Here is a 25,862-nt window from a genome sequence, read left to right as displayed (position 1 = left end):
CCATGCCGTTCGCACCCGTGCTCAGCGCCGAGTGGCTGAAGATCCGCACCGTCCTGTCGCTCCCGGCGACTTTGCTCGCCCTGTTCGCCGTGACCACGGCGTTCTCCGCGATCGCCGGGGTCTCGAGCACGTCGGACCCGGAGTTCGACCCCCTCTTCATGGCCCTCTCCGGTGTCGGTCCCGGTCAGATCGCCGCCATCACCTTCGGCGCCATGGCCGTATCGGCGGAGTACCACAACGGCGCCCTGCGGCTCTCCCTGGCCGCGGTCCCGCGACGCGGAGTCTGGTACGCCGCGAAGCTCACGGCGATCGCCCTTCCGGTGCTGGTCACCGGCCTGTTGACCTCCCTGGCCGCCCTCCTCGTGGCGCGGGCCGGGCTCGGCCCGGCGGCGGCCGGCCTCACCCCGGCCGAGCAGACGCGCGGTGTCGTCGGCTGCGGCCTCTACCTCACGCTGATGGCCCTGTTCGCCGCGGGCCTGGCGACCCTGCTGCGCAGCGGAGTGGCCACCCTGTCCGGGCTGGTCCCGTTCATCCTCGTGGTGTCCTTCGTGATCGGCGACGCGGCCGGCACCGCCGTCGAGTTCCTGCCCGACCGGGCCGGACAGGTGATCCTGCAGGAGACCTCCGACGGAATCCTGGGGCCCTGGACGGGACTTGCGGTGACCGCGCTGTGGACGGCCGCCGCCCTCCTGGCGGGTGCGTGGAGCCTGCGCCGCAGGGACGCCTGACCGGTATTGGACTGACGCACCGCCAAGTGTCAGTGGCGGCGGGTTTACTGGACGCATGAACATCGCACAGCACATCGCCCTCATCGACGAGCTGTGCTTCCGCCCCTTTCCGGCGGAGCACGGCCCGTCGGACGTCGGCTTCGGCGGACCGGGCCACCATGTGGCGGTACTGGAGAGCGACACCGGTCCGCGCGGCGGCGACCCCGCCGGCTGGGCGGTCACGGTGGACCAGTTCGAGAAGGACCGCGACGCCGTCTACGAGGTGCTGGCCTCACGCTGGGGCGACGTCGCGCCCTGGAACCTGCAGACGGTCCTGCTGCGCACCGAACACGAGGAGATACCCGAGCCCTGGGCCTGGCTCGGCGCACGCGCGGCTGTGGCGTGGCTGTGGGAGGTCCGGGGCACCGGCCGCTGGGTCGCGGTGGCGGTCGCCGACCGGGACGCGGGCGACGAGATCCAGCTGCTGGCGGTGGTCACCGAGACCGCCCCGCCCTGACCGCCGGCCGTCACCGCTCCTCGGCGGCCTCCCGCAGCCGGGCGAACTCCTCGGCCAGCGTGGCCGGCGTCCAGTGCGCGTTCAGCCCGCTCGGGTTGGGCAGCACCCACACCCGCGTCCCGCCGATGGTCCGCACCTGCGGCCCCACCTGCGCCTTCCTGTCGTCGAACGCCGCCCGGTACGCGGTGACCCCCAGCACGGCCAGCCACCGCGGACGCAGCCGGGCCACCTTCACGGCGAGCAGCCGCCCGCCCTCCCGGTACTCCTCCGCGCCCAGTTCGTCGGCCCGCGCGGTCGCCCGCGCCACCACATTGGTGATGCCGATCCCGTACGACAGCAGCTCCTGCTGCCGGGACGGCGGCAGCAGCCGCGGTGTGAAGCCGGAGCGGTGCAGCGCGGGCCAGAAGCGGTTGCCGGGACGCGCGAAGTGGTGGCCGGTCGCCGCCGTCATCAGACCCGGGTTGATGCCGCAGAACAGCACGCGCAGGCCGTCCGCGACCACATCCGGCACGAGCCGGTCGCGGGCGGCCTCCAGCTCCTCCTGCGTGAAGCGCGTCAGAGGATCGCCCCGGGGGTGTAGCCGGCGGCCTCCGGGTGCTGCTTCACGATCTCCTCGATGCGGCCGGCCACGGTCGTGACCTGGTCGCTCGCGGCACCGGTGAAGGACAGCTTGTCCGCCATCAGTGCCTGGAGCTCGTCGCGGCCGAGCGGCAGCCGCTCGTCGGCCGCGAGCTTGTCGAGGAGGTCGTTGCGCTCGGCGCCCCGCTCGCGCATCGCCAGGGCGGTGGCGACGGCGTTCTCCTTGATCGCCTCGTGCGCGACCTCGCGGCCGACGCCGGCGCGCACCGCGCCCATCAGCACCTTGGTGGTGGCGAGGAACGGGAGGTAGCGGTCCAGCTCCCGGGCGACGACCGCCGGGAAGGCACCGAACTCGTCGAGCACCGTCAGGAACGTCTCCAGCAGGCCGTCGAGCGCGAAGAAGGCGTCCGGCAGCGCGACCCGGCGCACCACCGAGCAGGACACGTCGCCCTCGTTCCACTGGTCGCCGGCCAGCTCCCCGGTCATCGAGGCGTAACCGCGCAGGATCACCATCAGGCCGTTGACGCGCTCGCAGGAGCGGGTGTTCATCTTGTGCGGCATCGCCGAGGAGCCGACCTGGCCGGGCTTGAAGCCCTCGGTGACCAGTTCGTGCCCGGCCATCAGCCGGATCGTCTTCGCCAGCGACGACGGCGCGGCGGCCAGCTGCACCAGCGCGGTGACGACCTCGTAGTCGAGCGAGCGCGGGTACACCTGGCCGACCGAGGTGAAGGCCTCGGAGAAGCCCAGGTGGCCCGCGATCCGCCGCTCCAGCTCCGCCAGCTTGGCCGCGTCGCCGCCGAGCAGGTCCAGCATGTCCTGCGCCGTGCCGACCGGGCCCTTGATGCCGCGCAGCGGGTAGCGCCCCAGCAGCTCCTCCACCCGGCCGTACGCGACGAGCAGCTCGTCGGCGGCCGTGGCGAAGCGCTTGCCGAGGGTGGTGGCCTGCGCGGCCACGTTGTGGGAGCGGCCGGCCATGACCAGCTCGCCGTACTCGGCGGCCAGCCTGCCCAGGCGCGCCAGCACGGCCACCGTACGGTCGCGCATCAGCTCCAGCGACAGCCGGATCTGCAGCTGCTCGACGTTCTCGGTGAGGTCGCGGGAGGTCATGCCCTTGTGCACGTGCTCGTGCCCGGCGAGGTCGTTGAACTCCTCGATCCGTGCCTTCACGTCATGACGGGTGACCTTCTCGCGCTCGGCGATCGAGGCCAGGTCGACCTGGTCGAGGACACGCTCGTAGTCGGCGATCGCCGCGTCGGGCACCTCGATCCCGAGGTCCTTCTGGGCCCGCAGCACGGCGAGCCAGAGCCGGCGCTCCAGCCTCACCTTCTGCTCGGGGGACCAGAGCGTGGCGAGCTCGGCGGAGGCGTAGCGTCCGGCGAGGACGTTCGGGATACGGGGCTTGGCGGGCGCAGCAGTCACGTACAGGGATTCTACTGGCGATTCCTGCAGGCCGGCGCCACGGGGTGACCTGGAGGAAACCACAAGGCGCCGCTACAGGCCCTCGTACGGCAGCAGCTCGGGCCGCTTCGGCGGCATGCCGTCGCCCGAGGAACGGCCGGTGAGCCGGCGGCCGATCCACGGCAGGAGGTGCTGCCGGGCGAACCGCGCGTCGGCGACCCGCCGCGCCACCCAGTGCGGCGGCAGCGTCGCCTCCGGCGGCAGGTGCCACTCGGGGTCCTCCGGCGGGTGGCCGAGCGCCTGCCAGACCGCCTCCGCGACCCTGCGGTGTCCCTCGGCGGTCAGATGCAGCCGGTCCACGTCCCACAGACGGGGATCGCCGAGCGCGGGCGCCCCGTACAGGTCGACGACCAGTGCGCCGTGCCGCCCGGCCAGCTCGTCGACACAGGCGAACAGCTCCTCCATGCGCGGCCGGAAACGCTCCAGGACCGGCCCCTGGCGGCCGGGGCTGCGCATCAGCACCAGCTGCTTGCAGTGCGGGGCCAGCCGCTCCACGGCCTCCGTCAGCAGATCCCGCACCTGCCCCATGTCGCACTTGGGCCGCAGGGTGTCGTTGAGTCCGCCGACCAGGGTCACGACGTCGGCCCGCATGGCCGCCGCGACCTCGACCTGCTCGTCGACGATCTGCCGGATCAGCTTGCCGCGCACCGCGAGGTTGGCGTACCGGAAACCGGGAACGGCGGCCGCCATCCGTCCGGCGAGGAGGTCGGCCCAGCCGCGGTACGTGCCGTCGGGCAGCAGGTCCGACATGCCCTCGGTGAAGGAGTCGCCCAGGGCGACGAGGCTGTTGTGGGTGGGATTCGTCTGCATGGCGACAGAGATGGTATCCCGTGGCACATACCCAGCGGTCGGTCGGGCCTCACGTGTGCTCGGCACGCCGTCCGAACAGCTCCTGCAGGACGTCCTCCATGGTCACCAGCCCGGCCAGCCGTCCGTCGGCCCCGAGCACGGCCGCCAGATGTGTGCGGCTGCCGCGCATGGCGGTGAGGACGTCGTCCAGTGGCGTGCTCTCCCGCACGCGCGCGATGGGCCGCATGTCCGCCAGCCGGAACGGCATGTCGCGCGGTGAGGCGTCCAGGGCGTCCTTCACATGCAGGTAGCCGACGATCCGCCGCTGCCCGTCCACCACCGGGAACCGGGAGAACCCGAACTCGGCCGACAACTGCTCCAGGCCCTCCGGGGTGACGCCCACGCGTGCGTAGACGACGCGCTTCAACGGCATCACCACGTCCCGCACGGGGCGCCGGCCCAGCTCCAGCACGTCGTGCAGCCACTCCCGGGCGCGGTCGTCGATCAGGCCCGCCTCACCGGAGTCCTTCACGATCTGGGCCAGCTCGGAGTCCGAGAAGGACGCGACGACCTCGTCCCGGGTCTCGACCCGCAGCAGTCTCAGCAGCGTGTTGGCGAAGGCGTTGACCGTGAAGATCACCGGGCGCAGGGCGCGGGACAGTGCCACCAGCGGCGGACCCAGCGTCAGCGCGCTGCGCACCGGCTCGGCGAGCGCGACGTTCTTCGGCACCATCTCACCGAGCAGCATGTGCAGATACGTCGCGAGCGCCAGCGCGATCACGAAGGACACGGCGTGCCCCGCGCCCTCCGGGACACCCAGCGCGTGGAACACCGGTTCCAGCAGGTGCGCGATCGCCGGCTCGGCGACGATGCCCAGGACCAGCGTGCACAGGGTGATGCCGAGCTGCGCGGCCGCCATCAGCGCCGACACGTGCTCCAGGCCCCACAGCACGCTCCTGGCGCGCCGGTCGCCCCGGTCGGCGTACGGCTCGATCTGGCTGCGGCGGACCGAGATCAGGGCGAACTCGGCGCCCACGAAGAAGGCGTTCACGACCAGCGTCGCCAGACCTATCAGCAGTTGTACGGCAGTCATCGCCGCGCCTCCTCGTCGTCCACGGTCCCGGCGGTCCGCCGTCCCGTCGCGGGCCGGTCGCCGGGCGGCGCGTGCAGCAGGACGCGTGCCGCGCGGCGGCCGGTGGCGTCCACCACGTCCAGCCGCCAGCCCGCGACCTCCAAGGTGTCGCCGACGTCCGGGATCCGGCCGAGCGAGGCGGCCACGAGCCCGGCGAGCGTCTCGTACGGCCCCTCCGGCGCGCGCAGGCCGACCCGGGCGAGCTGGTCCATGCGCGCGGAGCCGTCCGCCGAGAACAGCGTCCGCCCGTCCTCGTCGGTGCCGGCCCGGTCCAGGTCCGGCGTCTCGTGCGGGTCGTGCTCGTCACGGACCTCGCCGACGACCTCCTCGACGATGTCCTCCAGGGTGGCCACTCCCGCGGTGCCGCCGTACTCGTCGATCACCACGGCCATGGTGCGCCGCCCGGACAGCCGGTCGAGGAGACGGTCGACCGTGAGCGACCCGGGGACCAGCAGCGGTTCGCGCATCAGCTCCGACACGGGCACCCTGGCGCGCCGCTCCGCGGGCAGGGCCAGTACGTCCTTGACGTGCGCGGTGCCGACGACGGCGTCGAGGGTCTCGCGGTAGACGGGGAACCGGGACAGGCCGGTCGCCCGGGTCACGTTGGCCACGTCCTCGCAGGTCGCCTGCACCTCCAGGGCGATGACCTGGACGCGCGGGGTCATCACGTTCTCCGCGGTGAGGTCCGCGAGGTTCAGCGTGCGGACGAACAGCTCGGCGGTGTCCGGCTCCAGCGCCCCCTGCTTGGCGGAGTGCCGGGCCAGCGCCGCGAGTTCCTGGGGCCCGCGCGCGGACTCCAGTTCCTCGGCCGGCTCCAGGCCGATGCGGCGCACGATGCGGTTGGCCGTGTTGTTCAGATGGGTGATGAACGGGCGGAAGGCGGCGCTGAACCAGCGCTGCGCGTTGCCGACCCGCTTGGCGACGGCCAGCGGGGACGAGATCGCCCAGTTCTTCGGCACCAGCTCGCCGACCACCATCAGGAACAGCGTCGACAGGGCCGTGCCGAGCACCAGCGCCAGCGACCGCGCCACCGAACGGGAGACGCCGATGTCCTCCAGCGGGCCCGAGATCAGCGCGGCGATCGACGGCTCGGCCAGCATGCCGACCACCAGGTTGGTGACCGTGATGCCGAGCTGCGCGCCGGAGAGCTGGAAGGTCAGGTTCCGTACGGCCTTGAGTGCGCCCGCGGCGCCCCGCTCGCCGCGTTCGACGGCCCGCTCCAGCTCGGCCCGCTCGACGGTGGTGAGGGAGAACTCGGCCGCGACGAACGCGCCGCAGGCGAGCGAGAGCAGGATCGCCGCCAGAAGGAGGAGCACTTCGGTCATCGGGTCACCTCTGTCCCATGGTCGGACAGGACGGGGACGGATGCGCGGTGTCGCGGACGGTGAGGTTCGCCCATGGGCGGACGCACACAACCTTTCATGGAGGACGGAGGGCCCTCCGAGGGTGAAGGACCGGCAAAGGACGGCCGCCGTGTCGTGGGATCAGCCGGTGAGGGGCTTCACCCAGCGCCGCCAGCGTTCCTCCGGCCCGTACCCCGCGGCGCCCCACGCATGCTGCGCAATCTCGTTGCGCACGAGCACCATCGCGTCCGCGCGGCGCCCGCCCAGCCGTACGAACCTCTCCTCCGCGGCGGTCAGCAGCGCGGAGCCGACGCCACGACGGCGGCCGGGGTGCACCGCCAGCCGGTAGAGGTGGCACCGCCAGCCGTCGAAGCCCGCGATCACCGTGCCGGCGAGCACGCCGCCGCTCTCCGCGAGGAGCAGCGCCCCGGGATCACGGGCGATCAGCCGCTCCACACCCGCCCGGTCGTCGCTGATGCTGGTGCCCTCGGCGGCCACCTTCCAGAAGGCCAGCACACCGTCGACATCCTCGGGCGCCGCGGCCCGTACACGCAGTTCCGTCATGCGCCGATCCCAGCACGCCGCACCCGCGACGACGCGCTATTCCACGATCCGGACCACCCGCCGTGCGGCTCACTCGTGCGCGATCGCCTCCAGGACGTTCATCCGGGACGCCCGCAGCGCCGGCAGCAGGGCCGCCGCGATGCCCACGACGGCCGAGCCGACGACGACCGCGACGACCGTCCCCCAGGGAATCGCGAGGGCGGTCATGCCCTGGAGCGCCAGGACCTGCTGGATGCACAGGCCCCACACCAGACCGAGCGCGAGTCCCAGGACCGCGCCGAACACCGCGATCACCACCGACTCCAGCCGGATCATCCGCCGCAGCTGCCGCCGGGACAGGCCGATCGCCCGCAGCAGACCGATCTCACGGGTGCGCTCCACCACCGACAGAGCCAGGGTGTTGACCACGCCCAGCACCGCGATGATGATCGCCAGCCCCAGCAGGGCGTAGACGAGGTACAGCAGGACGGCGATCTGGTCGCGCACCAGCTCCTTGTAGTCTGCCTGGTCACGGGCCTGCACCTGGGGGTACGGATCGAGCGCCGCGTCCAGCCGGTCGCGCAGGTCGTCCACGCCCGTGCCGTCGGCCGCGTTGACGTACAGCGCGGAGTCCTGCCCGCCCGGCACGTACTCCTCGACCGTCGCGATGCCGAAGACCAGCCCGCCCTGCATCCCGAAGCCCTCGCCGCCCTCGAGGTCGGTGAGGGCGGCCACCGTCAGCTCGGTGCTCCTGCCGCCGGGGAACTCGACCGGGACGGTGCTCCCCATGCGGACGCCGTGCTCCGCGGCGAAGCCGGCGTCCATGGAGATGTTGCCGTCCGCCAGGGCGGCCGCCGTGTCGCCGGCCGCGTACGTCACGCGCGCGACGTCGTCGACCCGGTCGTCGTACCCGGCCGCGGTGGTCTCGACCCGCTCGCCGTCCGGCAGCCGCACCGCCACCGGCGCGAACCGCTGCCGTACGACCAGCCCCACGCCCTCCGTGTCCCGCACCCGGTCGGTGACCTCCTGGGAGAACGGCAGGAAGTTGGCGTTCTGGATCACGAAGTCCGCGCCCAGCGTCCTGTCGATCTGCTCGTCGAAGGACCGGGACATCGACGCGCTGGCCACCGACATCCCGCCGACCAGGGCGAGCCCCACCATCAGCGCGGAGGCCGTGGCACCGGTACGGCGCGGATTGCGCAGGGCGTTGCGCTGGCTCATCCGGCCGACCGAGCCGAACAGCGCGGGGAAGGCCGAGCCCAGCACCCGGATCACCGGCCGCACCAGCAGCGGACCCGCGATGACGGTCGCGATCAGCGTGAGGACGACCCCGAGCCCCAGCAGCGAGGCGGCGGAGGCGGTCTCACCGGCGAGCACGCAGCCCACCAGCGAGGCCGTGCCGAGCGCGCCCACCACGGACCCCGTCACCGCGCGGGCCCGCAGCGGCCGCCCCGTACCGGCGGTGTCCGCGGCGGCCAGCGCGGCCATCGGGGACACGCCCGCCGCGCGGCGGGCCGGGAGGTACGCGGCGACGAAGGTGACGCCCACGCCGACGGCGTACGCCGTGACGGGCGTGGCCCAGCCGACGACCATCTCCGTGGTCTTCAGGTTCATGCCGAACGCGCTCATGAGCCGGATCAGGCCGAAGGCGAGCCCGATACCGGCGGCCAGGCCCAGCGTCGAACCGACCACACCCAGCAGCACCGCCTCGGTGAGCACCGACCGGCGCACCTGCCTGCGGTCGGCGCCCAGCGCCCGGAGCAGGCCGAGCTCGCGGGTGCGCTGGGCGATCAGCATCGAGAAGGTGTTGACGATCAGGAAGACGCCGACGAGCACGGCGATCCCGGCGAAGCCGAGCATCACGTACTTGATCACGTCGAGGAACCCGCCGAGCTCCTCGGCGGCCGTCTCCGCCGTCTCGCCGGCCGTCCGCACCTCGTAGGCGCCGGCGCCCAGCTCCGCGGTGACACGCCGCTTCAACTGCTCGTCGGAGACGCCCGGGCCGGCGGTGAGCGAGATGCCGGTCGCCCGGTCGGCTGAACCCAGCACCTCGGTGGCGGCGACCGCCGGGTCGAGGAAGACCAGTGCCGCGCCCGGGTTGGTGGTGGTGAACGTGGCGATGCCGACGACCTCCACCCGGAAGGTGCCCGGCTGGGCCTGCACCGACAGGGTGTCGCCGATCTCCACGCCCTTGGTGTCGGCGGTGTCCGCGTCCAGGACGGCCTCGCCCGCTCCGCGGGGGGCGCGGCCTGAGGTCAGCTCGACGACGCTGCGCTCGGTGACGTGCCAGTCCACCGCGAGGGTGGGCGCGCCGGTGGTCGGTCCCACCGACTCGTTCTCGCTGTCGACGACCGTGATGTTGCCGACCTCGACGTCCGGGTGTGCCGCCGCGACGCCTTCGACGCCGGCCAGCCGCCCGGCGAGCGAGGCCGGGACGGTCCGGACGGCTCCGGTGGGCACCGACGACTCCAGGTCCTCCCGGGGCGTCACGGTCACGTCGGCCGACGAGGAGGCGAACAGCCGGTCGAAGGTGCGGGAGACGGTGTCGGAGAAGATCAGGCTGCCGGCCACGAACGCCACCGACAGCACGACGGCCAGCGCGGACAGCAGCAGCCGTCCCTTGTGGGCGAGGAAGCTCCTCAGGGTCGCCTTCAGCACGGCTCAGTCCTCGCCGGACGTCGCCGGACCCGCCGGGCCGTCGCCGCCGTCGTCCCCGCCGCCGTCGTCCGAGGGCGCGCGGATCACGTCGAACCGCTTCATCCGCTCCAGCACCGACTCCGCCGTGGGCTGCCGCATCTCGTCCACGATCCGGCCGTCCGCGAGGAAGAGCACCAGGTCGGAGTGGGCGGCGGCGCCCGGGTCGTGCGTGACCATGACCACGGTCTGCTGGAGCGAGTCCACGGCCTCGCGCAGGAAGCCGAGTACCTCCAGACCCGCGCGGGAGTCGAGGTTGCCGGTCGGCTCGTCCGCGAAGATGAGCTCCGGCCGGGAGGCCAGCGCCCGCGCGCAGGCCACCCGCTGCTGCTGCCCGCCGGACAGCTGAGCGGGCCGGTGCCCCAGCCGGTCCCGCAGGCCCAGCGTGTCGATGACCCGGTCCAGCCACTGCTCATCGGGTTTCCGGCCCGCGATGTCCATGGGCAGGGTGATGTTCTCCCGCGCGTTCAGGGTCGGGACGAGGTTGAACGACTGGAACATGAACCCGATCCGGTCCCGGCGCAGCCGGGTCAGTTCACGGTCCTTCAGCCCCGTGATCTCGGTGTCACCCAGCCACACCTGCCCGGCGGAAACGGTGTCGAGCCCCGCCAGGCAGTGCATCAGCGTGGACTTCCCGGACCCCGACGGCCCCATGACCGCCGTGAACCGTCCCCGTGCGATGTCCACGTCCACCGAGTCCAGGGCCAGCACCGTCGTCTCGCCCGAGCCGTACGCCTTGGTCAGGCCGCGGGCGCGGGCCGCGATCCCGTCGGCCGACGTGAGGCCGGGGGCGTGCTCCGCAGCAGGTGTGGACAAGGCCGCCTCCTCCGTATGGACATCCGGTCGTGCCTGTCGCGCCGAGGGTAGTGTGATCCGGTCCACGGCCGGAATCCCCCGTGGGTGCGGGACCGTCTCCACCCCAGGTCGTGTCCCCGATACGGATGTAAGGGGCACATTCCTCGCGGCGGTACCCGTACTTGCCGCTGCTGGCGTCCCGGCGCCAGCTTCGAGGCATGGCGAAGACCCAGCTGAACGTACGCGTGGACGAGGGCACCACCCGCGCGGCGCGGGAGCGTGCCCTGGCGCGCGGGATGAGCGTCAACCGCTACATCGAGGAACTGGTCCGGCAGGACGCCGGCGAGGCGGGCCGCGCGTTCGTCGAGGCGGCCGCCGACTTCATGGAGCGGTACGAGAGCGTCTTCGCCGCGGAGTTCGACGGGGCGGAGCGCGAAGGCACCCGTGAAGGTGGCCGCTGAGCCGTTGGACAACCTGCGCATCGACCTCGCGTGGCTGCTCATGCTCGCCGAGCAGCAGACACCGGGGGACCCCCGGGTCACCGACTGGGGCGCCCTCGTCGCCGCCGTCGCACGCCATCAGGCCGAGATCTTCGGCGTCCCCGGCTACGACAGTCCGCACGCCCGTGCCGCGGCGCTCCTCCAGCTGCTGATCCACGTCCCGGCGCTGGAACGCTCCAACGCCCTGTTCGCCTCCGCCGGCGCGTACGCCTACCTCGTCGCCGACGGGCTGAAGGTCGTCACCTCGCCGGAGCAGGTGCGTGACCTGGCCCGGCTGGTCAAGAGCGGCGAGGCGACCGTGGACGACATCGCGGCCGAGCTGCGCCGCTGGTGCGAGTGAGTCAGCCCCCGGTGGTCACCGCGTCGCCCACCGGCCGCCACGCGGTACCGATGACGCAGTACGACGGGGGGAGTGCCGGCCCCTTCTCCGGCATCATCATCCGCCGGTAGGGGCCGAGGTCGAAGCCCGCCTCCCGCAGCGCGCCGACCGGGTCCCGCGCCACGTGGCAGCCGCCGGCCAGCGGCGGCCACACGGTGCGGTCCAGCGCCCGCTGGGTGAGACGCATGACGCGGCCCCCGCCCCGGCCGTGCTCGAAGAACCGCACCTCGCCGCCCGGCCGCAGCACCCGCCTGACCTCCGTGAGGGCCCGCGGCACGTCCCGGACACTGCACAGCACCAGGGACAGCACCACCGCGTCGAAGGCCTCGCTCTTGACCGGCAGCGCCTCCGCCACCCCCGGCGCGACGTCCACCGGCACCTGGGAGCGCAGGGCGGCCTCCACGGCCAGCGCCCGCAGCGCCCGCTCCGGTTCGATGGCGACGACCTCCGAGACGGCGCCCGGGTAGTGCGAGAAGTTCAGGCCGTTGCCCGCGCCGACCTCGATCACCCGGCCGGACAGCCCGCCGAGCAGCCTGTCACGCACGGTCGCCATCCCCGCCCGGGTCTCGGCGGCGACGCTGGCCCGGGCGTAGTAACGGGCGAACACCGGGTGGTGCACGGGATCCCGCGGGACCTTCGTGGAGCAGGCGGACCGCAGATGCATGAGGACCTCCCCCGGAACGGGCCTTACCGGGATTCTCCCCCGGACGGGCCGCCCGCACCCCCGCTTCCGTCAGGGAGCCTCGCGCACCCGGAACGCCTCTGCGTCCCAGGTGCCCTCCAGCCGGGGAGCCAGCCACTGGGGTGCCGACGTCCGGAAACCGGCGGGGTCCAGAGCACCCGCCCCGGCCGGCACGGCGCCCAGCAGCGGGACCCCGGTCACGTCCGGCAGGTCCAGCAGGTTGCAGCGCGCCGCCAGGTCGGGCTCGCCGGGCCAGCTGCCGATCACGACGCCCACCGGGTCCAGCCCCCGCCCGCGCAGTTCCCGTGCCGTCAGCTCGGTCGCGTTCAGGGTGCCGAGCCCCGCCGGCGCCACCACCAGGACCGGCGCGGAGAGCAGCGCCGCCGCGTCCGCCAGCGTGCCGCCCGCCGCGTCGAACCGTACGAGCAGCCCGCCCGCGCCCTCCACCAGCACCAGATCGTGGTCGATGGCGAGCTTGGCCGCCCGCTCCGCGACCTCGTGCGGACGCACGGCCGGCCGGCCGGCCCTGCGGGCCGCCGTGGCGGGGGCCAACGGATCGGGGTAGCGGGCGAGTTCCGCCGTCGTCACCGCCCCCGCGAGCCGCGCGACCTCCTCGGCGTCCCCGGGTTCGTCCGGCCGCACCCCCGTCTGCGCCGCCTTCAGCACGGCCACCGACCGGCCGGCGGCCAGCGCCGTCGCGGCGACCGCGGCCGTCACCACCGTCTTGCCGACCTCGGTGCCCGTGCCGGTGATCACCAGTACCGGCATGTCATCCCTCCTTCGCCGCCGCGCACACCGCGCGGGCGATGCGCTCCACGTCCGCGTCGCCCGTGACGTACGGCGGCATGGTGTAGATCAGATCGCGGAACGGCCGCAGCCACACGCCCTCACGCACCGCCGCCCGGGTGGCCGCCTCCACGTCGACGGCGTGATGGAGCTGCACGACCCCGATGGCGCCGAGCACCCGGACGTCCCTGACCCCGGGCAGCCCGGCCGCCGGGGCCAGTCCCTCCCGCAGGCCCGTCTCGATCCGCTTGACCTCCGCGAGCCAGTCCTGTCCGAGCAGCAGCCCGAGGGAGGCGCAGGCCACGGCCGCCGCCAGCGGATTGGCCATGAACGTCGGACCGTGCGCCAGCACGGGCACCTCACCGCGCGAGATGCCCTCGGCCACCCCCGCGGTGCACAGCGTCGCCGCCATCGTCAGATAACCGCCGGTCAGGGCTTTGCCCACGCACATGACATCCGGCGTGACCGCCGCGTGCTCCGCCGCGAACAACGCGCCCGTGCGGCCGAACCCCGTCGCGATCTCGTCGAACACCAGCAGCACGTCGTGCGCGTCGCACGCCTCGCGCAGCACCCGAAGGTACGCGGGGGAGTGGAACCGCATCCCGCCCGCGCCCTGCACCACCGGCTCCACGATCACCGCGGCCAGTTCTCCCGCGTGCCGTTCTACCGTCTCGCGCAGATGGTCCGCGTAGGACTCCTCGTACCGCTCGGGCGGAGCCTCGGCGAACACCTGGCGCGGCAGCACACCGGACCACAGCTCGTGCATCCCGCCCTCGGGGTCGCACACCGACATCGGCTGCCAGGTGTCACCGTGGTAACCGCCCCGCCAGGTCAGCAGCCGCCGCTTCTCCGGCCGGCCCAGCGAACGCCAGTACTGCAGGCACATCTTCACCGCGACCTCGACCGACACCGACCCGGAGTCGGCGAGGAACACGTGCTCCAGACCGTCCGGCGACATGTCGACAAGAAGCTTCGCCAGCCGCACGGCGGGCTCGTGCGTGAGCCCGCCGAACATCACATGGCTCATCCGTTCGAGCTGGTCGCGCGCGGCCTCGTTGAGCACCGGGTGGTTGTAGCCGTGGATCGCCGACCACCAGGACGACATCCCGTCGACCAGTTCCCCCGAGCCGTCGGCGAGCCGCAGCCGCACCCCGCTCGCCGACTCCACGACGAGCGGTTCCTGACGGCCCGGCATGGGCCCGTACGGATGCCAGACGTGCCGCCGGTCCAGCTCCAGCAGTTCGGCGACGGACCGCTCAGGCATTGGGCGCGAGGTCCGTTCCGGCGCCTCGCCGGCGCACGGCGACCAGATCCGGGCGCGCCTCCTCCGCCGCGCTCCCGCAGGAGTCCGCGGCCGCCGGACCGCACGCTCCGCCGCCCTCGTGGGACCCGCAGCCGCCGCCCGCGCGGTGCTCGGGCAGCGTCACCCGGTCGGTGCCCTCCACCTCGAAACCGGCGTCCGTGATCATCTCCAGGTCCGCCTTGCCGGCCTGGCCCTCGCTGGTCAGGTAGTCGCCGAGGAAGATCGAGTTGGCCAGGTGCAGCGCGAGCGGCTGCATGGTGCGCAGATGGACCTCACGGCCGCCGGCGATCCGCACCTCGACGTCCGGGCAGACGAACCGCACCATCGCCAGGATGCGCAGACACCGCTGCGGGGTCAGGTTCCACTCCTTCGCGAGCGGCGTCCCCTCGAACGGGATCAGGAAGTTGACCGGTACGGAGTCCGGGTCCAGCTCGCGCAGCGAGAAGACCACGTCGACCAGGTCCTCGTCGGACTCGCCCATGCCGGCGATCAGCCCCGAGCAGGCGGAGAGACCGGCCGCGTGCGCCTTGTGCACCGTGTCCACCCGGTCGGCGTACGTGTGCGTGGTCGTGATGTCCCCGTAGGTCGACTCGGACGTGTTGAGGTTGTGGTTGTAGGCGTCCGCACCCGCCTCGCGCAGCCGCTCCGCCTGGCCGTCGGAGAGCAGACCCAGACAGGCGCACACCTCGACGCCCTCGTGTCGCTCCTTGATCGCCTTGATGGTGTCGGAGACCCGGTCCACGTCACGGTCGGTCGGACCCCGGCCGCTGGCCACCAGGCACACCCGCTTGGCACCGCCCGCGAGACCGGCGGCGGCCGCCTGTGACGCCTCGTCCGGCTTGAGCCAGGTGTACTTCAGGATGTCGGCCTTGGAGCCGAGCCGCTGGGAGCAGTACGAGCAGTCCTCCGGGCACAGGCCGGACTTGAGGTTGACGAGATAGTTCAGTTTCACCCGCCGGCCGAACCAGTGCCGGCGCACCTTTCCGGCCGCGGCCACCACATCGAGCAGGTCGTCGTCGGACGTCGCGAGGACGGCCAGTGCTTCCGCGCGGGTCGGCGTCTCGCGCCGAAGCCCCTTGTCCACCAGCGTGTTCAGCAGGTCCATGAGAGCCGATCCTGTCGTACCCGACCCACTCGGGCCAAGGAGAGTTCGTACAACAGAGGCGCTCGGAGGTGTGGGTATCGCCACACAGTGGTCCGCCCGGCCTCCCGCTAGTGTCTGTGCACTGCCTACAAAATCCCCGGAGGACCCATGGCGTTCGGCTGGATCGACGAGCAGGCGGAACTGCGCCGCCGGGCCGGGCTGGTCCGCACCCTGCGCCCCCGGCCCGCCGGCACGCCGCTGCTCGATCTGGCGAGCAACGACTACCTGGGTCTGGCCCGGCACCCCAAGGTCACCGAGGGCGCCGCGCGGGCCGCGCGGACCTGGGGCGGAGGTGCGACCGGCTCCCGGCTCGTCACCGGTACCACCGAACTCCACGCGGAACTGGAACGCGAGCTGGCCGGATTCTGCGGCTTCGAGGCGGCCCTGGTCTTCTCCTCGGGCTACGCGGCCAACCTCGCCGCCGTCACCGCGCTGGCCCCGCACGGCTCCCTGATCGTCTCCGACGCGGGCAACCACGCCTCCCTGATCGACGGCTGCCGGCTGGCCCGCGGGACGACACAGGTCGTGGCGCACTCCGATCCCGACGCCGTGCGCAAGGCGCTCGGCGGCCACGACGGGCCCGCGGTGGCCGTCTCCGACACGGTCTTCTCGGTGGACGGCGACGCCGCCCCGCTCGCGGGACTGGCCGAGGCGTGCCGTGAGTACGGCGCGGGTCTGGTGCTCGACGACGCGCACGGCCTCGGCGTACTGGGCGACGGCGGCCGCGGGGCCCCGCACGCGGCGGGCGTCGCGGGCGCCGGGGACGTCGTGGTGACGGTGACCCTGTCCAAGTCGCTCGGCAGCCAGGGCGGAGCGGTGCTCGGCCCGGCCCGGGTGATCGAGCATCTGGTCAACGCGGCGCGGACGTTCATCTTCGACACGGGTCTCGCCCCGGCGGCGGCGGGTGCGGCCCTGGCGGCCCTCCGGCTGCTGCGCCGGGAGCCCGCCCGTGCGGCACGGGCGGGCGCGGTGGCGCGCGAACTGTACGGCCGGCTGACGGCCGCGGGTCTGGAGGCGGTGCGCCCGGACGCCGCGGTCGTCTCCGTGCGCGCCCCTTCCCCGGAGCAGGCCGTGCGATGGGCGGCCGACTGCCGGGCGGCCGGCCTGTCCGTGGGCTGTTTCCGTCCTCCTTCCGTGCCCGACGGCATCTCACGGCTCAGACTGACCGCCCGCGCGGACCTGTCCGGGGCAGAGATCGAACGCGCTGTACGGGTGATCGGCGAAACGCGGCCATGAGTCGGCGTGGCACGGCCGTGCGTCGCGCGAGGAACGGTTGACGGCGGGATCGGTGGACGTGGGGCCGGGTCAGCCGACCGCGGTCACGAACTCCGCCCAGCTCGCGGGGGAGAAGAGCAGCGCCGGCCCGTCCGGGGCCTTGGAGTCGCGCACGGCGAGGAGTCCGGCCAGGGGGCCTGCGGCCGGCCGGGCCGTCTCGACGCAGTTGTTGGCGCCCGTGCTGTAGCTGCTGCGCAGCCAGCGCACATCGCGCAGGTCGAGGCTGCAAGGGATGGTCCGAGGCGGTGCGGGCATCGTGCCTCCTTACGCGCCGGCTGCTGTACCGGCGATGAAATCCAACGAGTCCTCGGGTGAAAGGGCGTGATGCGAAAGGGCGTTGAAGGCCTCCACATAGGCCCGGAGGTCTTCTTTCCGCTCCAGGTGGAGGCTACTCGTCAAGTGGTCGAGAACAACCACATCGAGATCAGAAGTGCGCGAAAACGAAAAGATGACGAAAGGGCCGGTGACGCCGATGTGCGCCCCGGCGGAGAACGGCAGGACCTGCAACCGCACGTGCGGCAGCCGGGCCGCCTCGACCAGCCGGTTCAGCTGCCGGCTCATCACTCCGGGACCGCCGACCTCCCGGCGCAGCACCGCCTCGTCCAGGACCGCGCTGAGCTCCAGAGGAGGCTCGGCCCGCAGTACGTCCTGGCGGGCCAGCCGCACCTCCACCAGGGCGTCCAGGCGCTCCGCCGAGGTGCCCTCCAGGGCGGCCTCGGTCACCGCCCGCGCGTACTCCGGCGTCTGCAGCAGTCCCGGGATCACCGTGGTCTCCAGGGTGCGCATCGCGCTCGCCTGCGACTCCAGGCTGATGAAGTCCCGGTAGGTGGGCGGCAGTACACCGCGGTAGGCGTGCCACCAGTGGTGCCGGCCACCGTCGTCACCACTGCCCGACAGCACCAGCAGCAACTCCCGCAACTGCCGGTCGGCCACCCCGTAGACGTCGAGCAGCGACCGCACATCGGCCGGTTTCACCCCGCTCGTGCCCGTCTCGATCCGGCTCACCTTCGACTGGTGCCAGCCCGCCAGCCGGGCCGCCTCACCGCTGGTGAGTCCCGCCGAGGTGCGCAGCGCGCGCAGTTCGGCGCCCAGTTTCCGGCGGCGCACCGCGGGACCGTGCTGCATGGGCTTCTCCTTACTCCTTCCGAGTCGCCCGTATACGGTCTCGCGTCGCAGAGTTCACCGCTTTGAGCGACAGATATATGCATATCCTGGTGGATCGCCGCCCAGCGCCGTGCGGTGGTGGCAGTCTGGCGACGAAGCACCAGTGCGGGACCGTACTCGAACCAACCGCTCCGTGTCGGACTGCGGTCCCGTGGGAAAGGGACGACTCGCCATGGCAGACCATCTGGAAGCATCCATCACTCTGCCGAGCGATCCCGCCTCGGTCTCCGCCGCACGGGCCCACGTGGTGGGCACGCTGGTGGAATGGGGCATGCCGGCGGAGACGGAGCTGTCCGACACCGTGCGGCTGATCGTCTCCGAACTCGCCACGAACGCGGTGCAGCACACGTTCGGGCAGTCACCCACGTTCACGGTGGACGTCGCTCTGGTCCGCGATGAACGGGTGTACATCGGGGTGACGGACAGTCACCCCCGTTTCCCCAAGCGGCTGCCCGCCGCCGTCCAGCAGGACAACGGCCGCGGGCTCGTCATCATCCGCTGGCTGATGGCGGAGTGCGGCGGAAGGCTCAGGATCCGCCCCACGCGTGAGGGCGGCAAGACCGTCTCGGTCCACCTGCCCTGGACCTGGACCGTCCAGGCCGCCGCCGAAGCGGTCACGGCGGCGGGACAGCAGGAACCGTAGGGACCACGCGTGCTCGAGCCGGCGGGGGCGGCGGCACCTGCCGGGCGCCGCCGCCCCCCGCCGGCTCACCCCACCCGGCCGTACGAGACGCTCCGGGTCCAGATCTTCTGCAGACGCACCACGTCCCCGGTCTTCGGGGCGTGCCAGATCTTGCCCTTACCGGCGTAGATGCCGACGTGGTAGACGTAGCCGCCCGAGTGGAAGAACACCAGGTCTCCGGCCCTGCGGCTGCCGGCGGAGATGTGGCGCGCCTTGTTGTACTGCTGGGCGGCGGTGCGCGGCAGCTTCTTGCCCGCCTTCTTGAACGAGTACAGCGTCAGCCCCGAGCAGTCGAAGCGGTGCGGTCCTGTGGCGCCCCACTGGTACGGCGCGCCCTTCTTGGACGCGGCGACGCGCAGTGCCTTGGTGGCGGAGGTCGCGGCGGCTGCCTCCGAGGCGGTTCCGGGGACCACGATGGAGGCGCCCACGGCGGCCAGGGTGAGGGCCGAGGCCGTACCGGCGCGGGCCATGAGAGACGGGACACGATTGAGCGCAGTCATGCGCAACCCTTCGTCAGCCGCCTGTGAAGGATGACCTGTCGGATTCGGGCTGGCGAAGTGGCCCGGCCGCACGAGTGCGGCTTCACCCCAAGGGCTGCTCGGAACGGACGTCCCGGCGACCCGTCGTGCTTGGGTCCTCCACTCCTGCCGATCCACTCCTGTCGACCGGTCATCCGGGCGGCGGCAGGACTCGGCGTCCGCCCGGATCGCCCCGCCGCGGCGGCGGGGTCTTGTCGTCAGTCAGGGATCTTGGCTCATGACGCGATCGAAAACCCAACGGAACGGGGGGTTTGTGTTGTTACTCACCACTCACCCGTTCGGGTGGACACTGCCCTGTTCGATCCGCCGTCCAGGGGGCGGGGGAGCCCCGGACCAGCGGCGGAACACCTCATTCCGACCTCAGGGCGCGTGGGTTGTGCAACTCGAACCGCCCGAAAACAGGAGGTTCGTCTACGCCGGATGGGGGTACGCCGTTTGGTCCGTTTCACCTCCCGGCGTGGCGCACCGCCGTCCGGGCCGTCGTCCGCGGGCGTGCCGGCGTCAACTCCCGGACTCCGGCGGCAACGTGACCCGCGCCGTGCGCCGCTCGCCGTCCAGCACCCGCAGCGCCCGGGCCAGGGTGGCGGAGTGCAGGTCGGTCTCGCCGCGGCGGTGCATCACGGTCAGCGCGTCGCGCAGCGCGACGGCCTTGCCGACCAGGGCCTGGGCCGCGCGCAGCCCGCCGTAGGTGTCACCGGCCAGAGCCGGGTTGATCCGGCCGAGCAGGTCCACGACCTCGAGGTAACGGTCGATCAACTCGGCCTCCGCGCGGGTCAGCGCGGGCAGGGGAGGCAGTTCCGGGGGAAGCATCCGCGGCTCACCTCGCGCCGGTGCCCGGGTGCGTGGCCCTGCGGTGGGGCACGATCCGGTCCGCCAGGCCGTGGTCCACCGCCCCCTGCGCGTCGAGGACCGTGTCCCGCTCGACGTCGGCCCGGACCTGCTCCGCTGTGCGGCCCGTGTACCGGACGAGCATCTCCTCCATGCGGGCCCGGATCCGGGTCAGCTCCTGCGACCGGATCGCCAGATCGCTCGTCCGCCCCTCGACCGGCTCCGGGAGGGCCGGCTGGCGGAGCACCAGGCGGGAGCCGGGCAGCACGAACCGCTTGCCCGGGGTGCCGGCGGCCAGCAGCAGCGCGGCGGCTCCCTCCGCCCGGCCCAGGCAGACCGTCTCCACGTCGCAGGTGACGAAGCGCAGCGTGTCGTGGATCGCCGACATGGCGTGGAAGGAGCCGCCGGGGGAGTTGACGTAGAGCGAGATGTCCCGGTCGGAGGCGTGGTGCTCGAGGTACATGAACTGGGCCATCACGTCGTTCGCGGACGTCTCGTCGATCCGGGTCCCGAGAATGACGATCCGCTCCTGGAGCAGCTTCGCGTAGGGATCCATCGTCCGTTGTCCGGATGCCGTGCGTTCCGTGAACTCGGGCAGGACGTAATGGGCGGACGGTCGGGTCATGAGGCCCCTCCTGTCTGGTGGCGTCTGTAAAAAATGTACAGGACGTACATGACGTTATGATGGGCCCATGGCCTACGAGATTCCGGTGACCCGAGCGAGGGCCGAGCTGGCCGACCTGATCAACCGCGTGGTGTACGGCGGTGAACGTGTCGTCGTGACCCGGCACGGCAAGCCCTTGGTCGCCCTCGTGTCCGCCGATGACCTGCGACGACTCGAGGAGCTCCAGCAGCAGGAGTCCGCGGAGGAGCAGGTGATCAGCACGGTGGCCGGGGTGCGCGAGGTCGCGTCCGCTCCCCGCGAACACCGGCGGTTCGGCATCGCCGCCGAGCACCGGGGGACGGCCACCTCGTAGGCCCGGACGACACCGCCGCGCACCCCCGCCGTGGCGGACGGGGGTGCGCGGCGGTTCGCCTGCCGTCGGAGACCGGCCGTGGAGCGCCCGCGGTCAGCCGGCGGGGGTCAGGTCGCGCTCCGGGGCGGGTGCCGCGTTCCCCGTGCGCCCCTTCGGTGCGGCGCCGATGAGTACGGCGCCCAGGCCCAGCGCCGCCCACCAGGTCAGCGTCAGCAGGGGACCGGTGGCGGCCGCGCCGTCGAAGAAGGACACCGAGCGCAGCAGGGACACACCCGCGCCCGGGGGCAGCCACTGGCCGATCGCCCCGGCCGGCTCGGGCAGCATCTCCGGCGCGGAGGAGGCGCCCGAGAAGGGGTTGCCGAGCAGCATGATCACAAAGCCGCCGAGTGCGACACCGGGATGCCCGAGCAGTGCCGCGAGCCCGGCGACCGCCGCGCCCATGGCCAGCGCGGCCAGTGCGAACGTGCCGGCCACGGTCCACCAGTTGCCCGGTACGGCCTCCAGCCAGCTCTGCGACAGTCCCGCGGCCACCGCGCCGACCAGGGCGGCGGACCCGGTCAGCGCGGCCACCGCGCGGGCGCCGCGCAGCCCCAGCAGTGTCACCCCGGCGCCGGCCCCGATCCCGGCCAGGGCCAGCGGCAGCACGCTGGTGCTGAGGACCGCGCCCCGTGGATCCCGCTCGGCGGCCGCCACCACGTCCACCGTCGTGACGCGGCCGCCGGAGCCGTCCGCCACCGCCTGCTCCAGCAGCTGGGCCACCGCCGGGCCCGCGGCGGACGCGGTCAGCAGTGTCGGGCCCTGCGCCGACACGACGACCGCCCCGTACACCTCGCGGTCCTCGACGGCGGCGCGGGCGGCGGTCCCGTCGGCGTAGCGGTGGACGTCGAAGGCGCCCTTCTGCTGGGCCAGCCGCTGCTCCACCGGTGCGGTGGCGGCGGCGGGGCCGGCGACGCCGAGCGGCAGATCGCGCGGTGCCGTGCGGGCCGCCGGCCAGGCGAAGGCCCAGAGCGCCAGCGCCACCAGGGCGGGGACCAGGAGGACCACGGCGGTGACGCGGCGGTGCGGAGGCAGTGACGAAGGGGACATGAGGGCGCTCCGGCTAAAAAGAAGGATCGTTCGTTTTAGTTCATCACCACCGTCCTGCTCCGGCTCCTCCTTGTCAAGAAGGAATGTTCGTTTTAGATTGCGGACATGGCTCGCGTATCCCAGGAGCACCTCGACGCCCGCCGCCGGCAGATCCTCGACGGCGCCGCGTCCTGCTTCGCCCGCAACGGCTTCCACGCCACCTCGATGCAGGACGTGCTCAAGGAGGTGGACCTCTCCGCCGGTGCCGTCTACCGGTACTTCGGCGGCAAGGAGGAGCTGATCGCCGCGATCGTCGCCGAGGTGCTCGACACGGTGCGCGGCATTCTCGAGCAGGCCACCGAGGAAAGCCCGCCACCCACCCCCGACGTGCTCATCCCGCGCGCCCTGGCCCGGATGAGGGAGCAGCGGCCGGCGACACTGGACGGCGGGGAGTGGATGTTCCCGCGGCTGATGATCCAGGTGTGGACGGAGACCACGCGCAACCCGGAACTGGCGGTCGTGCTGGGCGAGGGGTACCGGAAGGTCCGTACCGCCTGGGGGAAGGTCGCCGAGAGCTACCGGGACGCCGGCCTGATGCCCGCCGGCACCGACACCGACGCCATGGCCCGGGCGATGATCGCGCTCGTACAGGGCTTCGCCGCCCAGATGGCCCTGTTCGGGGGAATCTCCGAGCAGACCCTGCGCGACGGACTGCGGGCGCTGATGGCCGTGCGGTGCGCACCGGGGACACCCGGCACCGGCTCACCGCACGGTTAACGTCCCGGAAACGCCGCCCGGCTACCCTCCGGGTCCACGCCACCGGGACCTGCCCCGGGGCCCGGGCCCGTCACGGCCCGGAGCGAGGACTGTGAGGTGGGACGGCCGTGCAACTGACCCCGCACGAGCAGGAGAGGCTGCTCATCCACGTCGCGGCCGACGTGGCGGACAAGCGCCGCGCCCGCGGGCTGAGGCTGAACCATCCCGAGGCGGTCGCCCTCCTCACCTCGCACATCCTCGAGGGCGCCCGGGACGGTCGTACCGTCGCCGAACTCATGGCGTCCGGACGTCGGTTGCTCACCCGCGACGACGTGATGGAGGGCGTGCCGGAGATGATCCACGACGTCCAGGTGGAGGCCACCTTCCCGGACGGCACCAAGCTCGTCACCGTCCACGACCCGATCGTCCGGGCGGGGGAGCGAGCGCCGTGATTCCCGGAGAGATCGTGTTCGCCGAGGACCCGATCGTCTACAACGAGGGCCGCGAGGTCACCCGGCTCACCGTCCTCAACGCCGCCGACCGGCCCGTCCAGGTCGGCTCCCACTACCACTTCGCCGAGGCCAACCCCGGCCTCGAGTTCGACCGCGCGGCCGCCCGCGGCAAGCGGCTGAACGTGGCCGCCGGCACCGCCGTACGGTTCGAACCCGGCATCCCCGCCGAGGTGGAACTCGTCCCGCTCACCGGAGCCCGCCTCGTGCCCGGGCTGCGCGGGGAGACCGGGGGCGCGCTCGATGCCTGAGCTCTCCCGTGCCGCCCACGCCGACCTGTTCGGCCCGACGACCGGTGACCGCATCCGGCTCGCCGACACCGACCTGCTGATCGAGATCGAGGAGGACCGCTGCGGCGGTCCCGGACTCGCCGGTGACGAGGCCGTGTTCGGCGGCGGCAAGGTCATCCGCGAGTCCATGGGCCAGGCCACCGCCACCCGCGCGGACGGCACCCCGGACACGGTCGTCACCGGTGCCGTCGTCGTCGATTACTGGGGCGTCGTCAAGGCCGACGTCGGTATCCGCGACGGCCGCATCACCGGCATCGGCAAGGCGGGCAACCCCGACACCATGGACGGTGTCCACCCGGATCTCGTCATCGGCCCGGAGACCGAGATCATCGCCGGCAACGGACGGATCCTGACCGCCGGAGCCATCGACGCGCACGTCCACTTCATCTGCCCGCAGATCGCCGACGAGGCGCTGGCCTCCGGCGTCACCACCCTGGTCGGCGGCGGCACCGGTCCCGCCGAGGGCTCCAAGGCGACCACCGTCACGCCCGGCCCCTGGCACCTGGCGCGGATGCTGGAGGCGATGGAGGCGTACCCGCTCAACATCGGGCTGCTGGGCAAAGGCAACACCGTCTCCCAGGAGGCGATGCTCTCGCAGATCCGGGGCGGCGCGGTCGGACTGAAGCTGCACGAGGACTGGGGATCCACCCCCGCCGCCATCGACGCCGCGCTCACCGTCGCCGGGCGGACCGGCGTCCAGGTCGCCATTCACACGGACACCCTCAACGAGGCCGGTTTCGTGGGCGACACCCTCGCCGCGATCGCCGGGCGCGGCATCCACGCCTACCACACGGAGGGCGCGGGGGGCGGTCACGCCCCGGACATCATGACCGTGGTCCGCGAACCGCACGTCCTGCCCAGCTCCACCAACCCGACCCGGCCGTTCACCGTCAACACCGTCGAGGAGCACCTCGACATGCTGATGGTGTGCCACCACCTGAACCCGGCGGTACCCGAGGACCTGGCCTTCGCCGAGTCCCGGATCCGGCCGTCCACCATCGGGGCCGAGGACGTCCTGCACGATCTGGGTGCCATCTCGATCATCTCCTCCGACGCGCAGGCCATGGGCCGGGTCGGCGAGGTGATCATGCGGACCTGGCAGACGGCCCATGTGATGAAGAGGCGGCGCGGCGCCCTGCCCGGCGACGGACGCGCCGACAACCGGCGGGTACGCCGCTATGTCGCCAAGTACACGATCAACCCGGCACTCGCCCAGGGCATGGCCCGCGAGATCGGCTCCGTTCAGAGCGGCAAGCTGGCCGATCTCGTGCTGTGGGAACCGGCGTTCTTCGGAGTGAAACCCCAACTCGTCATCAAGGGAGGACAGATCGCCTACGCGCAGATGGGCGACGCCAACGCCTCCATCCCGACCCCGCAGCCGGTCCTGCCGCGTCCGATGTACGGGGCGGTCGGGCGGGCGCCCGCCGCGGGCTCGGTCAACTTCGTGGCGGAAGCGGCTGTCGAGAGCGGCCTGCCGGAGCGGCTCGGGCTGGGCAAGCGGTTCGTGACCATCGACTCCACCCGCGGCGTGACCAAGGCGCACATGAGGGAGAACGACGCCATGCCGGACGTGCGGATCGACCCGGACAGCTTCGCCGTGCACATCGACGGGGTACTGGTGGAGGCGACTCCCGCCCGGGAACTGCCGCTGGCCCAGCGCTACTTCCTCTTCTGATGTCCAGGGCGGCGCTCCTCGTCCTGGCCGACGGCCGGTTCCCCGCCGGAGGGCACGCGCACTCCGGCGGGGCGGAGGCGGCCGTCGGGGCGGGGCGTGTCACGGGGGCCGCGAGCCTGGAGGACTTCTGCCGGGGGCGGCTGCATACGACGGGACTGGTGGCGGCGGCGGTCGCGGCGGCCGCGGCGCTGGGCGTCGATCCGGTGGAGCTGGACGCGGCGGCCGACGCGCGCACGCCCTCGCCCGCGCTGCGGACCGCCGCGCGCAAGCTGGGGCGGCAGTTGCTGCGGGCGGCGCGCGTGGCCTGGCCGTCCGGTGAACTCGACGCGCTCGCCGGGACATTCCCCAAGGGGGCCCACCAGCCGGTGGTTCTGGGAGTCACGGCGCTGGCGGCCGGACTGGGGCCCGCGGACGCGGCGTACTGCGCGGCATACGAGAGCGTCAGCGGGCCGGCGTCGGCGACCGTGCGGTTGCTGGGGCTCGATCCGTTCGACGCGACGGGGGTGCTGGCCCGGTTGGCGCCGGAGGTCGACGAGGTGGTGACGCGGGCGGTGGGGACGGCGCGGGAGGCCGTCGGTGCGGGGGTCGACGCGTTGCCCGCGGCGTCCGCGCCGTTGCTGGAGGTCTTCGCGCAGGCGCATGCGGGGTGGGCCGTGCGCCTGTTCGCCACGTGAGTGCCCGTCGCGCCCCCGCCACCCCTTCCCGTCCGCTCCCCGGGGTCGTCCTCGAACGCCGGACGGGCCGATCACTG

General features: G+C 72.8%; 30 protein-coding genes and 1 riboswitch. Of the genes, 12 read left to right on the top strand and 18 right to left on the bottom strand.

What is annotated here, in order from left to right:
• The first annotated feature begins 2 nt into the window (after window positions 1-2).
• Entirely contained in the window at window positions 3-728 is a 726-nt protein-coding gene (locus tag F1615_RS20520; RefSeq protein ID WP_149550480.1) for an ABC transporter permease, read from the top strand.
• A gap of 55 nt (window positions 729-783) precedes the next feature.
• Window positions 784-1,224 (top strand): hypothetical protein, encoded by a 441-nt coding sequence (locus tag F1615_RS20515; protein ID WP_149550479.1) that lies wholly within the window; start codon window positions 784-786, stop codon window positions 1,222-1,224.
• A 10-nt stretch (window positions 1,225-1,234) separates the two neighbouring features.
• Here F1615_RS20515 and mug read toward each other — a convergent pair whose 3' ends face one another.
• The 8 genes from mug to F1615_RS20475 form a co-directional block, all read right to left on the bottom strand.
• The gene (mug, locus tag F1615_RS20510) at window positions 1,235-1,735 is read right to left on the bottom strand and encodes a G/U mismatch-specific DNA glycosylase (protein ID WP_149550478.1); all 501 of its coding nucleotides are present in this window, start codon (window positions 1,733-1,735) and stop codon (window positions 1,235-1,237) included.
• Between the two features lie 44 nt (window positions 1,736-1,779).
• Window positions 1,780-3,222: an adenylosuccinate lyase gene (gene purB / locus F1615_RS20505; protein WP_149550477.1), complete on the bottom strand. Its 1,443-nt coding sequence runs from the start codon at window positions 3,220-3,222 to the stop codon at window positions 1,780-1,782.
• A gap of 72 nt (window positions 3,223-3,294) precedes the next feature.
• Window positions 3,295-4,071, bottom strand: a complete 777-nt coding sequence (locus F1615_RS20500; protein WP_149550476.1) for an SGNH/GDSL hydrolase family protein — start codon at window positions 4,069-4,071, stop codon at window positions 3,295-3,297.
• 49 nt (window positions 4,072-4,120) lie between these two features.
• The gene (locus tag F1615_RS20495) at window positions 4,121-5,143 is read right to left on the bottom strand and encodes a hemolysin family protein (protein ID WP_149550475.1); all 1,023 of its coding nucleotides are present in this window, start codon (window positions 5,141-5,143) and stop codon (window positions 4,121-4,123) included.
• Window positions 5,140-6,507 (bottom strand): hemolysin family protein, encoded by a 1,368-nt coding sequence (locus tag F1615_RS20490; RefSeq protein WP_149550474.1) that lies wholly within the window; start codon window positions 6,505-6,507, stop codon window positions 5,140-5,142. The genes F1615_RS20495 and F1615_RS20490 overlap by 4 nt, the downstream gene beginning before the upstream one ends.
• 159 nt (window positions 6,508-6,666) lie before the next feature.
• Window positions 6,667-7,089 carry a GNAT family N-acetyltransferase gene (locus F1615_RS20485; protein WP_149550473.1) on the bottom strand — a complete coding sequence of 141 codons (423 nt, stop codon included), beginning with the start codon at window positions 7,087-7,089 and terminating at the stop codon, window positions 6,667-6,669.
• A gap of 69 nt (window positions 7,090-7,158) precedes the next feature.
• The gene (locus F1615_RS20480; RefSeq protein ID WP_149550472.1) at window positions 7,159-9,726 is read right to left on the bottom strand and encodes an ABC transporter permease; all 2,568 of its coding nucleotides are present in this window, start codon (window positions 9,724-9,726) and stop codon (window positions 7,159-7,161) included.
• A 3-nt stretch (window positions 9,727-9,729) separates the two neighbouring features.
• Entirely contained in the window at window positions 9,730-10,578 is an 849-nt protein-coding gene (locus tag F1615_RS20475) for an ABC transporter ATP-binding protein (RefSeq protein WP_244328800.1), read from the bottom strand.
• A 197-nt stretch (window positions 10,579-10,775) separates the two neighbouring features.
• On the opposite strand from F1615_RS20475, the gene F1615_RS20470 reads away from it, so the two are divergent.
• Together F1615_RS20470 and F1615_RS20465 are read left to right on the top strand one after the other, a co-directional pair.
• The gene (locus F1615_RS20470; RefSeq protein WP_149550471.1) at window positions 10,776-11,018 is read left to right on the top strand and encodes a toxin-antitoxin system HicB family antitoxin; all 243 of its coding nucleotides are present in this window, start codon (window positions 10,776-10,778) and stop codon (window positions 11,016-11,018) included.
• A gap of 4 nt (window positions 11,019-11,022) precedes the next feature.
• Window positions 11,023-11,397: a fic family toxin-antitoxin system, toxin component gene (locus F1615_RS20465; protein ID WP_149550470.1), complete on the top strand. Its 375-nt coding sequence runs from the start codon at window positions 11,023-11,025 to the stop codon at window positions 11,395-11,397.
• 1 nt (window position 11,398) lies between these two features.
• Here F1615_RS20465 and F1615_RS20460 read toward each other — a convergent pair whose 3' ends face one another.
• The 4 genes from F1615_RS20460 to bioB form a co-directional block, all read right to left on the bottom strand.
• Complete coding sequence (locus F1615_RS20460; RefSeq protein WP_149550469.1) at window positions 11,399-12,100, bottom strand: class I SAM-dependent methyltransferase; 702 nt, start codon at window positions 12,098-12,100, stop codon at window positions 11,399-11,401.
• A gap of 69 nt (window positions 12,101-12,169) precedes the next feature.
• The gene (bioD, locus tag F1615_RS20455; protein WP_149550468.1) at window positions 12,170-12,886 is read right to left on the bottom strand and encodes a dethiobiotin synthase; all 717 of its coding nucleotides are present in this window, start codon (window positions 12,884-12,886) and stop codon (window positions 12,170-12,172) included.
• 1 nt (window position 12,887) lies between these two features.
• Window positions 12,888-14,168 carry an adenosylmethionine--8-amino-7-oxononanoate transaminase gene (locus F1615_RS20450; RefSeq protein ID WP_149550467.1) on the bottom strand — a complete coding sequence of 427 codons (1,281 nt, stop codon included), beginning with the start codon at window positions 14,166-14,168 and terminating at the stop codon, window positions 12,888-12,890.
• Window positions 14,161-15,312 (bottom strand): biotin synthase BioB, encoded by a 1,152-nt coding sequence (gene bioB, locus F1615_RS20445; protein ID WP_149550466.1) that lies wholly within the window; start codon window positions 15,310-15,312, stop codon window positions 14,161-14,163. Before bioB ends, F1615_RS20450 begins: the two co-directional genes overlap by 8 nt.
• 147 nt (window positions 15,313-15,459) lie before the next feature.
• Between bioB and F1615_RS20440 the strand changes: the two genes are divergently transcribed.
• Window positions 15,460-16,587 carry an 8-amino-7-oxononanoate synthase gene (locus tag F1615_RS20440; RefSeq protein ID WP_149550465.1) on the top strand — a complete coding sequence of 376 codons (1,128 nt, stop codon included), beginning with the start codon at window positions 15,460-15,462 and terminating at the stop codon, window positions 16,585-16,587.
• 69 nt (window positions 16,588-16,656) lie between these two features.
• On the opposite strand, the gene F1615_RS20435 is transcribed toward F1615_RS20440, so the two are convergent.
• The gene (locus F1615_RS20435; RefSeq protein WP_149550464.1) at window positions 16,657-16,881 is read right to left on the bottom strand and encodes a DUF397 domain-containing protein; all 225 of its coding nucleotides are present in this window, start codon (window positions 16,879-16,881) and stop codon (window positions 16,657-16,659) included.
• Between the two features lie 9 nt (window positions 16,882-16,890).
• Window positions 16,891-17,751, bottom strand: a complete 861-nt coding sequence (locus tag F1615_RS20430; RefSeq protein ID WP_149550463.1) for a helix-turn-helix domain-containing protein — start codon at window positions 17,749-17,751, stop codon at window positions 16,891-16,893.
• Window positions 17,752-17,962: 211 nt separating this feature from the next.
• On the opposite strand from F1615_RS20430, the gene F1615_RS20425 reads away from it, so the two are divergent.
• A complete protein-coding gene (locus F1615_RS20425) occupies window positions 17,963-18,433 on the top strand; it encodes an ATP-binding protein (RefSeq protein ID WP_149550462.1) in 471 nt (156 codons plus the stop codon).
• A gap of 65 nt (window positions 18,434-18,498) precedes the next feature.
• On the opposite strand, the gene F1615_RS20420 is transcribed toward F1615_RS20425, so the two are convergent.
• From F1615_RS20420 to F1615_RS20410, 3 genes are all read right to left on the bottom strand, one after another.
• Window positions 18,499-18,972, bottom strand: a complete 474-nt coding sequence (locus F1615_RS20420; protein ID WP_149550461.1) for a C40 family peptidase — start codon at window positions 18,970-18,972, stop codon at window positions 18,499-18,501.
• Window positions 18,973-18,975: 3 nt separating this feature from the next.
• Window positions 18,976-19,165: riboswitch (cyclic di-AMP (ydaO/yuaA leader) on the bottom strand.
• Window positions 19,166-19,512: 347 nt separating this feature from the next.
• Window positions 19,513-19,821, bottom strand: a complete 309-nt coding sequence (locus F1615_RS20415; protein ID WP_149550460.1) for a hypothetical protein — start codon at window positions 19,819-19,821, stop codon at window positions 19,513-19,515.
• 7 nt (window positions 19,822-19,828) lie between these two features.
• Window positions 19,829-20,464 carry an ATP-dependent Clp protease proteolytic subunit gene (locus F1615_RS20410; protein WP_149550459.1) on the bottom strand — a complete coding sequence of 212 codons (636 nt, stop codon included), beginning with the start codon at window positions 20,462-20,464 and terminating at the stop codon, window positions 19,829-19,831.
• A gap of 67 nt (window positions 20,465-20,531) precedes the next feature.
• On the opposite strand from F1615_RS20410, the gene F1615_RS20405 reads away from it, so the two are divergent.
• On the top strand, window positions 20,532-20,816 hold the full coding sequence (locus F1615_RS20405) for a type II toxin-antitoxin system Phd/YefM family antitoxin (protein WP_149550458.1): 285 nt from the start codon (window positions 20,532-20,534) through the stop codon (window positions 20,814-20,816).
• Between the two features lie 93 nt (window positions 20,817-20,909).
• Here F1615_RS20405 and F1615_RS20400 read toward each other — a convergent pair whose 3' ends face one another.
• A complete protein-coding gene (locus tag F1615_RS20400; protein WP_149550457.1) occupies window positions 20,910-21,902 on the bottom strand; it encodes an ABC transporter permease in 993 nt (330 codons plus the stop codon).
• Between the two features lie 105 nt (window positions 21,903-22,007).
• Between F1615_RS20400 and F1615_RS20395 the strand changes: the two genes are divergently transcribed.
• The 5 genes from F1615_RS20395 (at window position 22,008) to F1615_RS20375 (ending at window position 25,785) form a co-directional block, all read left to right on the top strand.
• A complete protein-coding gene (locus F1615_RS20395; protein ID WP_149550456.1) occupies window positions 22,008-22,658 on the top strand; it encodes a TetR/AcrR family transcriptional regulator in 651 nt (216 codons plus the stop codon).
• Window positions 22,659-22,765: 107 nt separating this feature from the next.
• Window positions 22,766-23,089 carry an urease subunit gamma gene (locus F1615_RS20390; RefSeq protein ID WP_149550455.1) on the top strand — a complete coding sequence of 108 codons (324 nt, stop codon included), beginning with the start codon at window positions 22,766-22,768 and terminating at the stop codon, window positions 23,087-23,089.
• Complete coding sequence (locus F1615_RS20385; RefSeq protein ID WP_149550454.1) at window positions 23,086-23,397, top strand: urease subunit beta; 312 nt, start codon at window positions 23,086-23,088, stop codon at window positions 23,395-23,397. Before F1615_RS20390 ends, F1615_RS20385 begins: the two co-directional genes overlap by 4 nt.
• Window positions 23,390-25,111 carry an urease subunit alpha gene (locus tag F1615_RS20380; protein ID WP_149550453.1) on the top strand — a complete coding sequence of 574 codons (1,722 nt, stop codon included), beginning with the start codon at window positions 23,390-23,392 and terminating at the stop codon, window positions 25,109-25,111. The genes F1615_RS20385 and F1615_RS20380 overlap by 8 nt, the downstream gene beginning before the upstream one ends.
• Complete coding sequence (locus F1615_RS20375) at window positions 25,111-25,785, top strand: urease accessory protein UreF (protein WP_149550452.1); 675 nt, start codon at window positions 25,111-25,113, stop codon at window positions 25,783-25,785. Before F1615_RS20380 ends, F1615_RS20375 begins: the two co-directional genes overlap by 1 nt.
• Window positions 25,786-25,862: the final 77 nt, after the last annotated feature.

This window comes from Streptomyces marokkonensis, from assembly GCF_008312835.1.
Taxonomy (GTDB): Bacteria; Actinomycetota; Actinomycetes; order Streptomycetales; family Streptomycetaceae; genus Streptomyces; species Streptomyces marokkonensis_A.
This window is presented reverse-complemented; position numbering and strand designations above follow the sequence as displayed.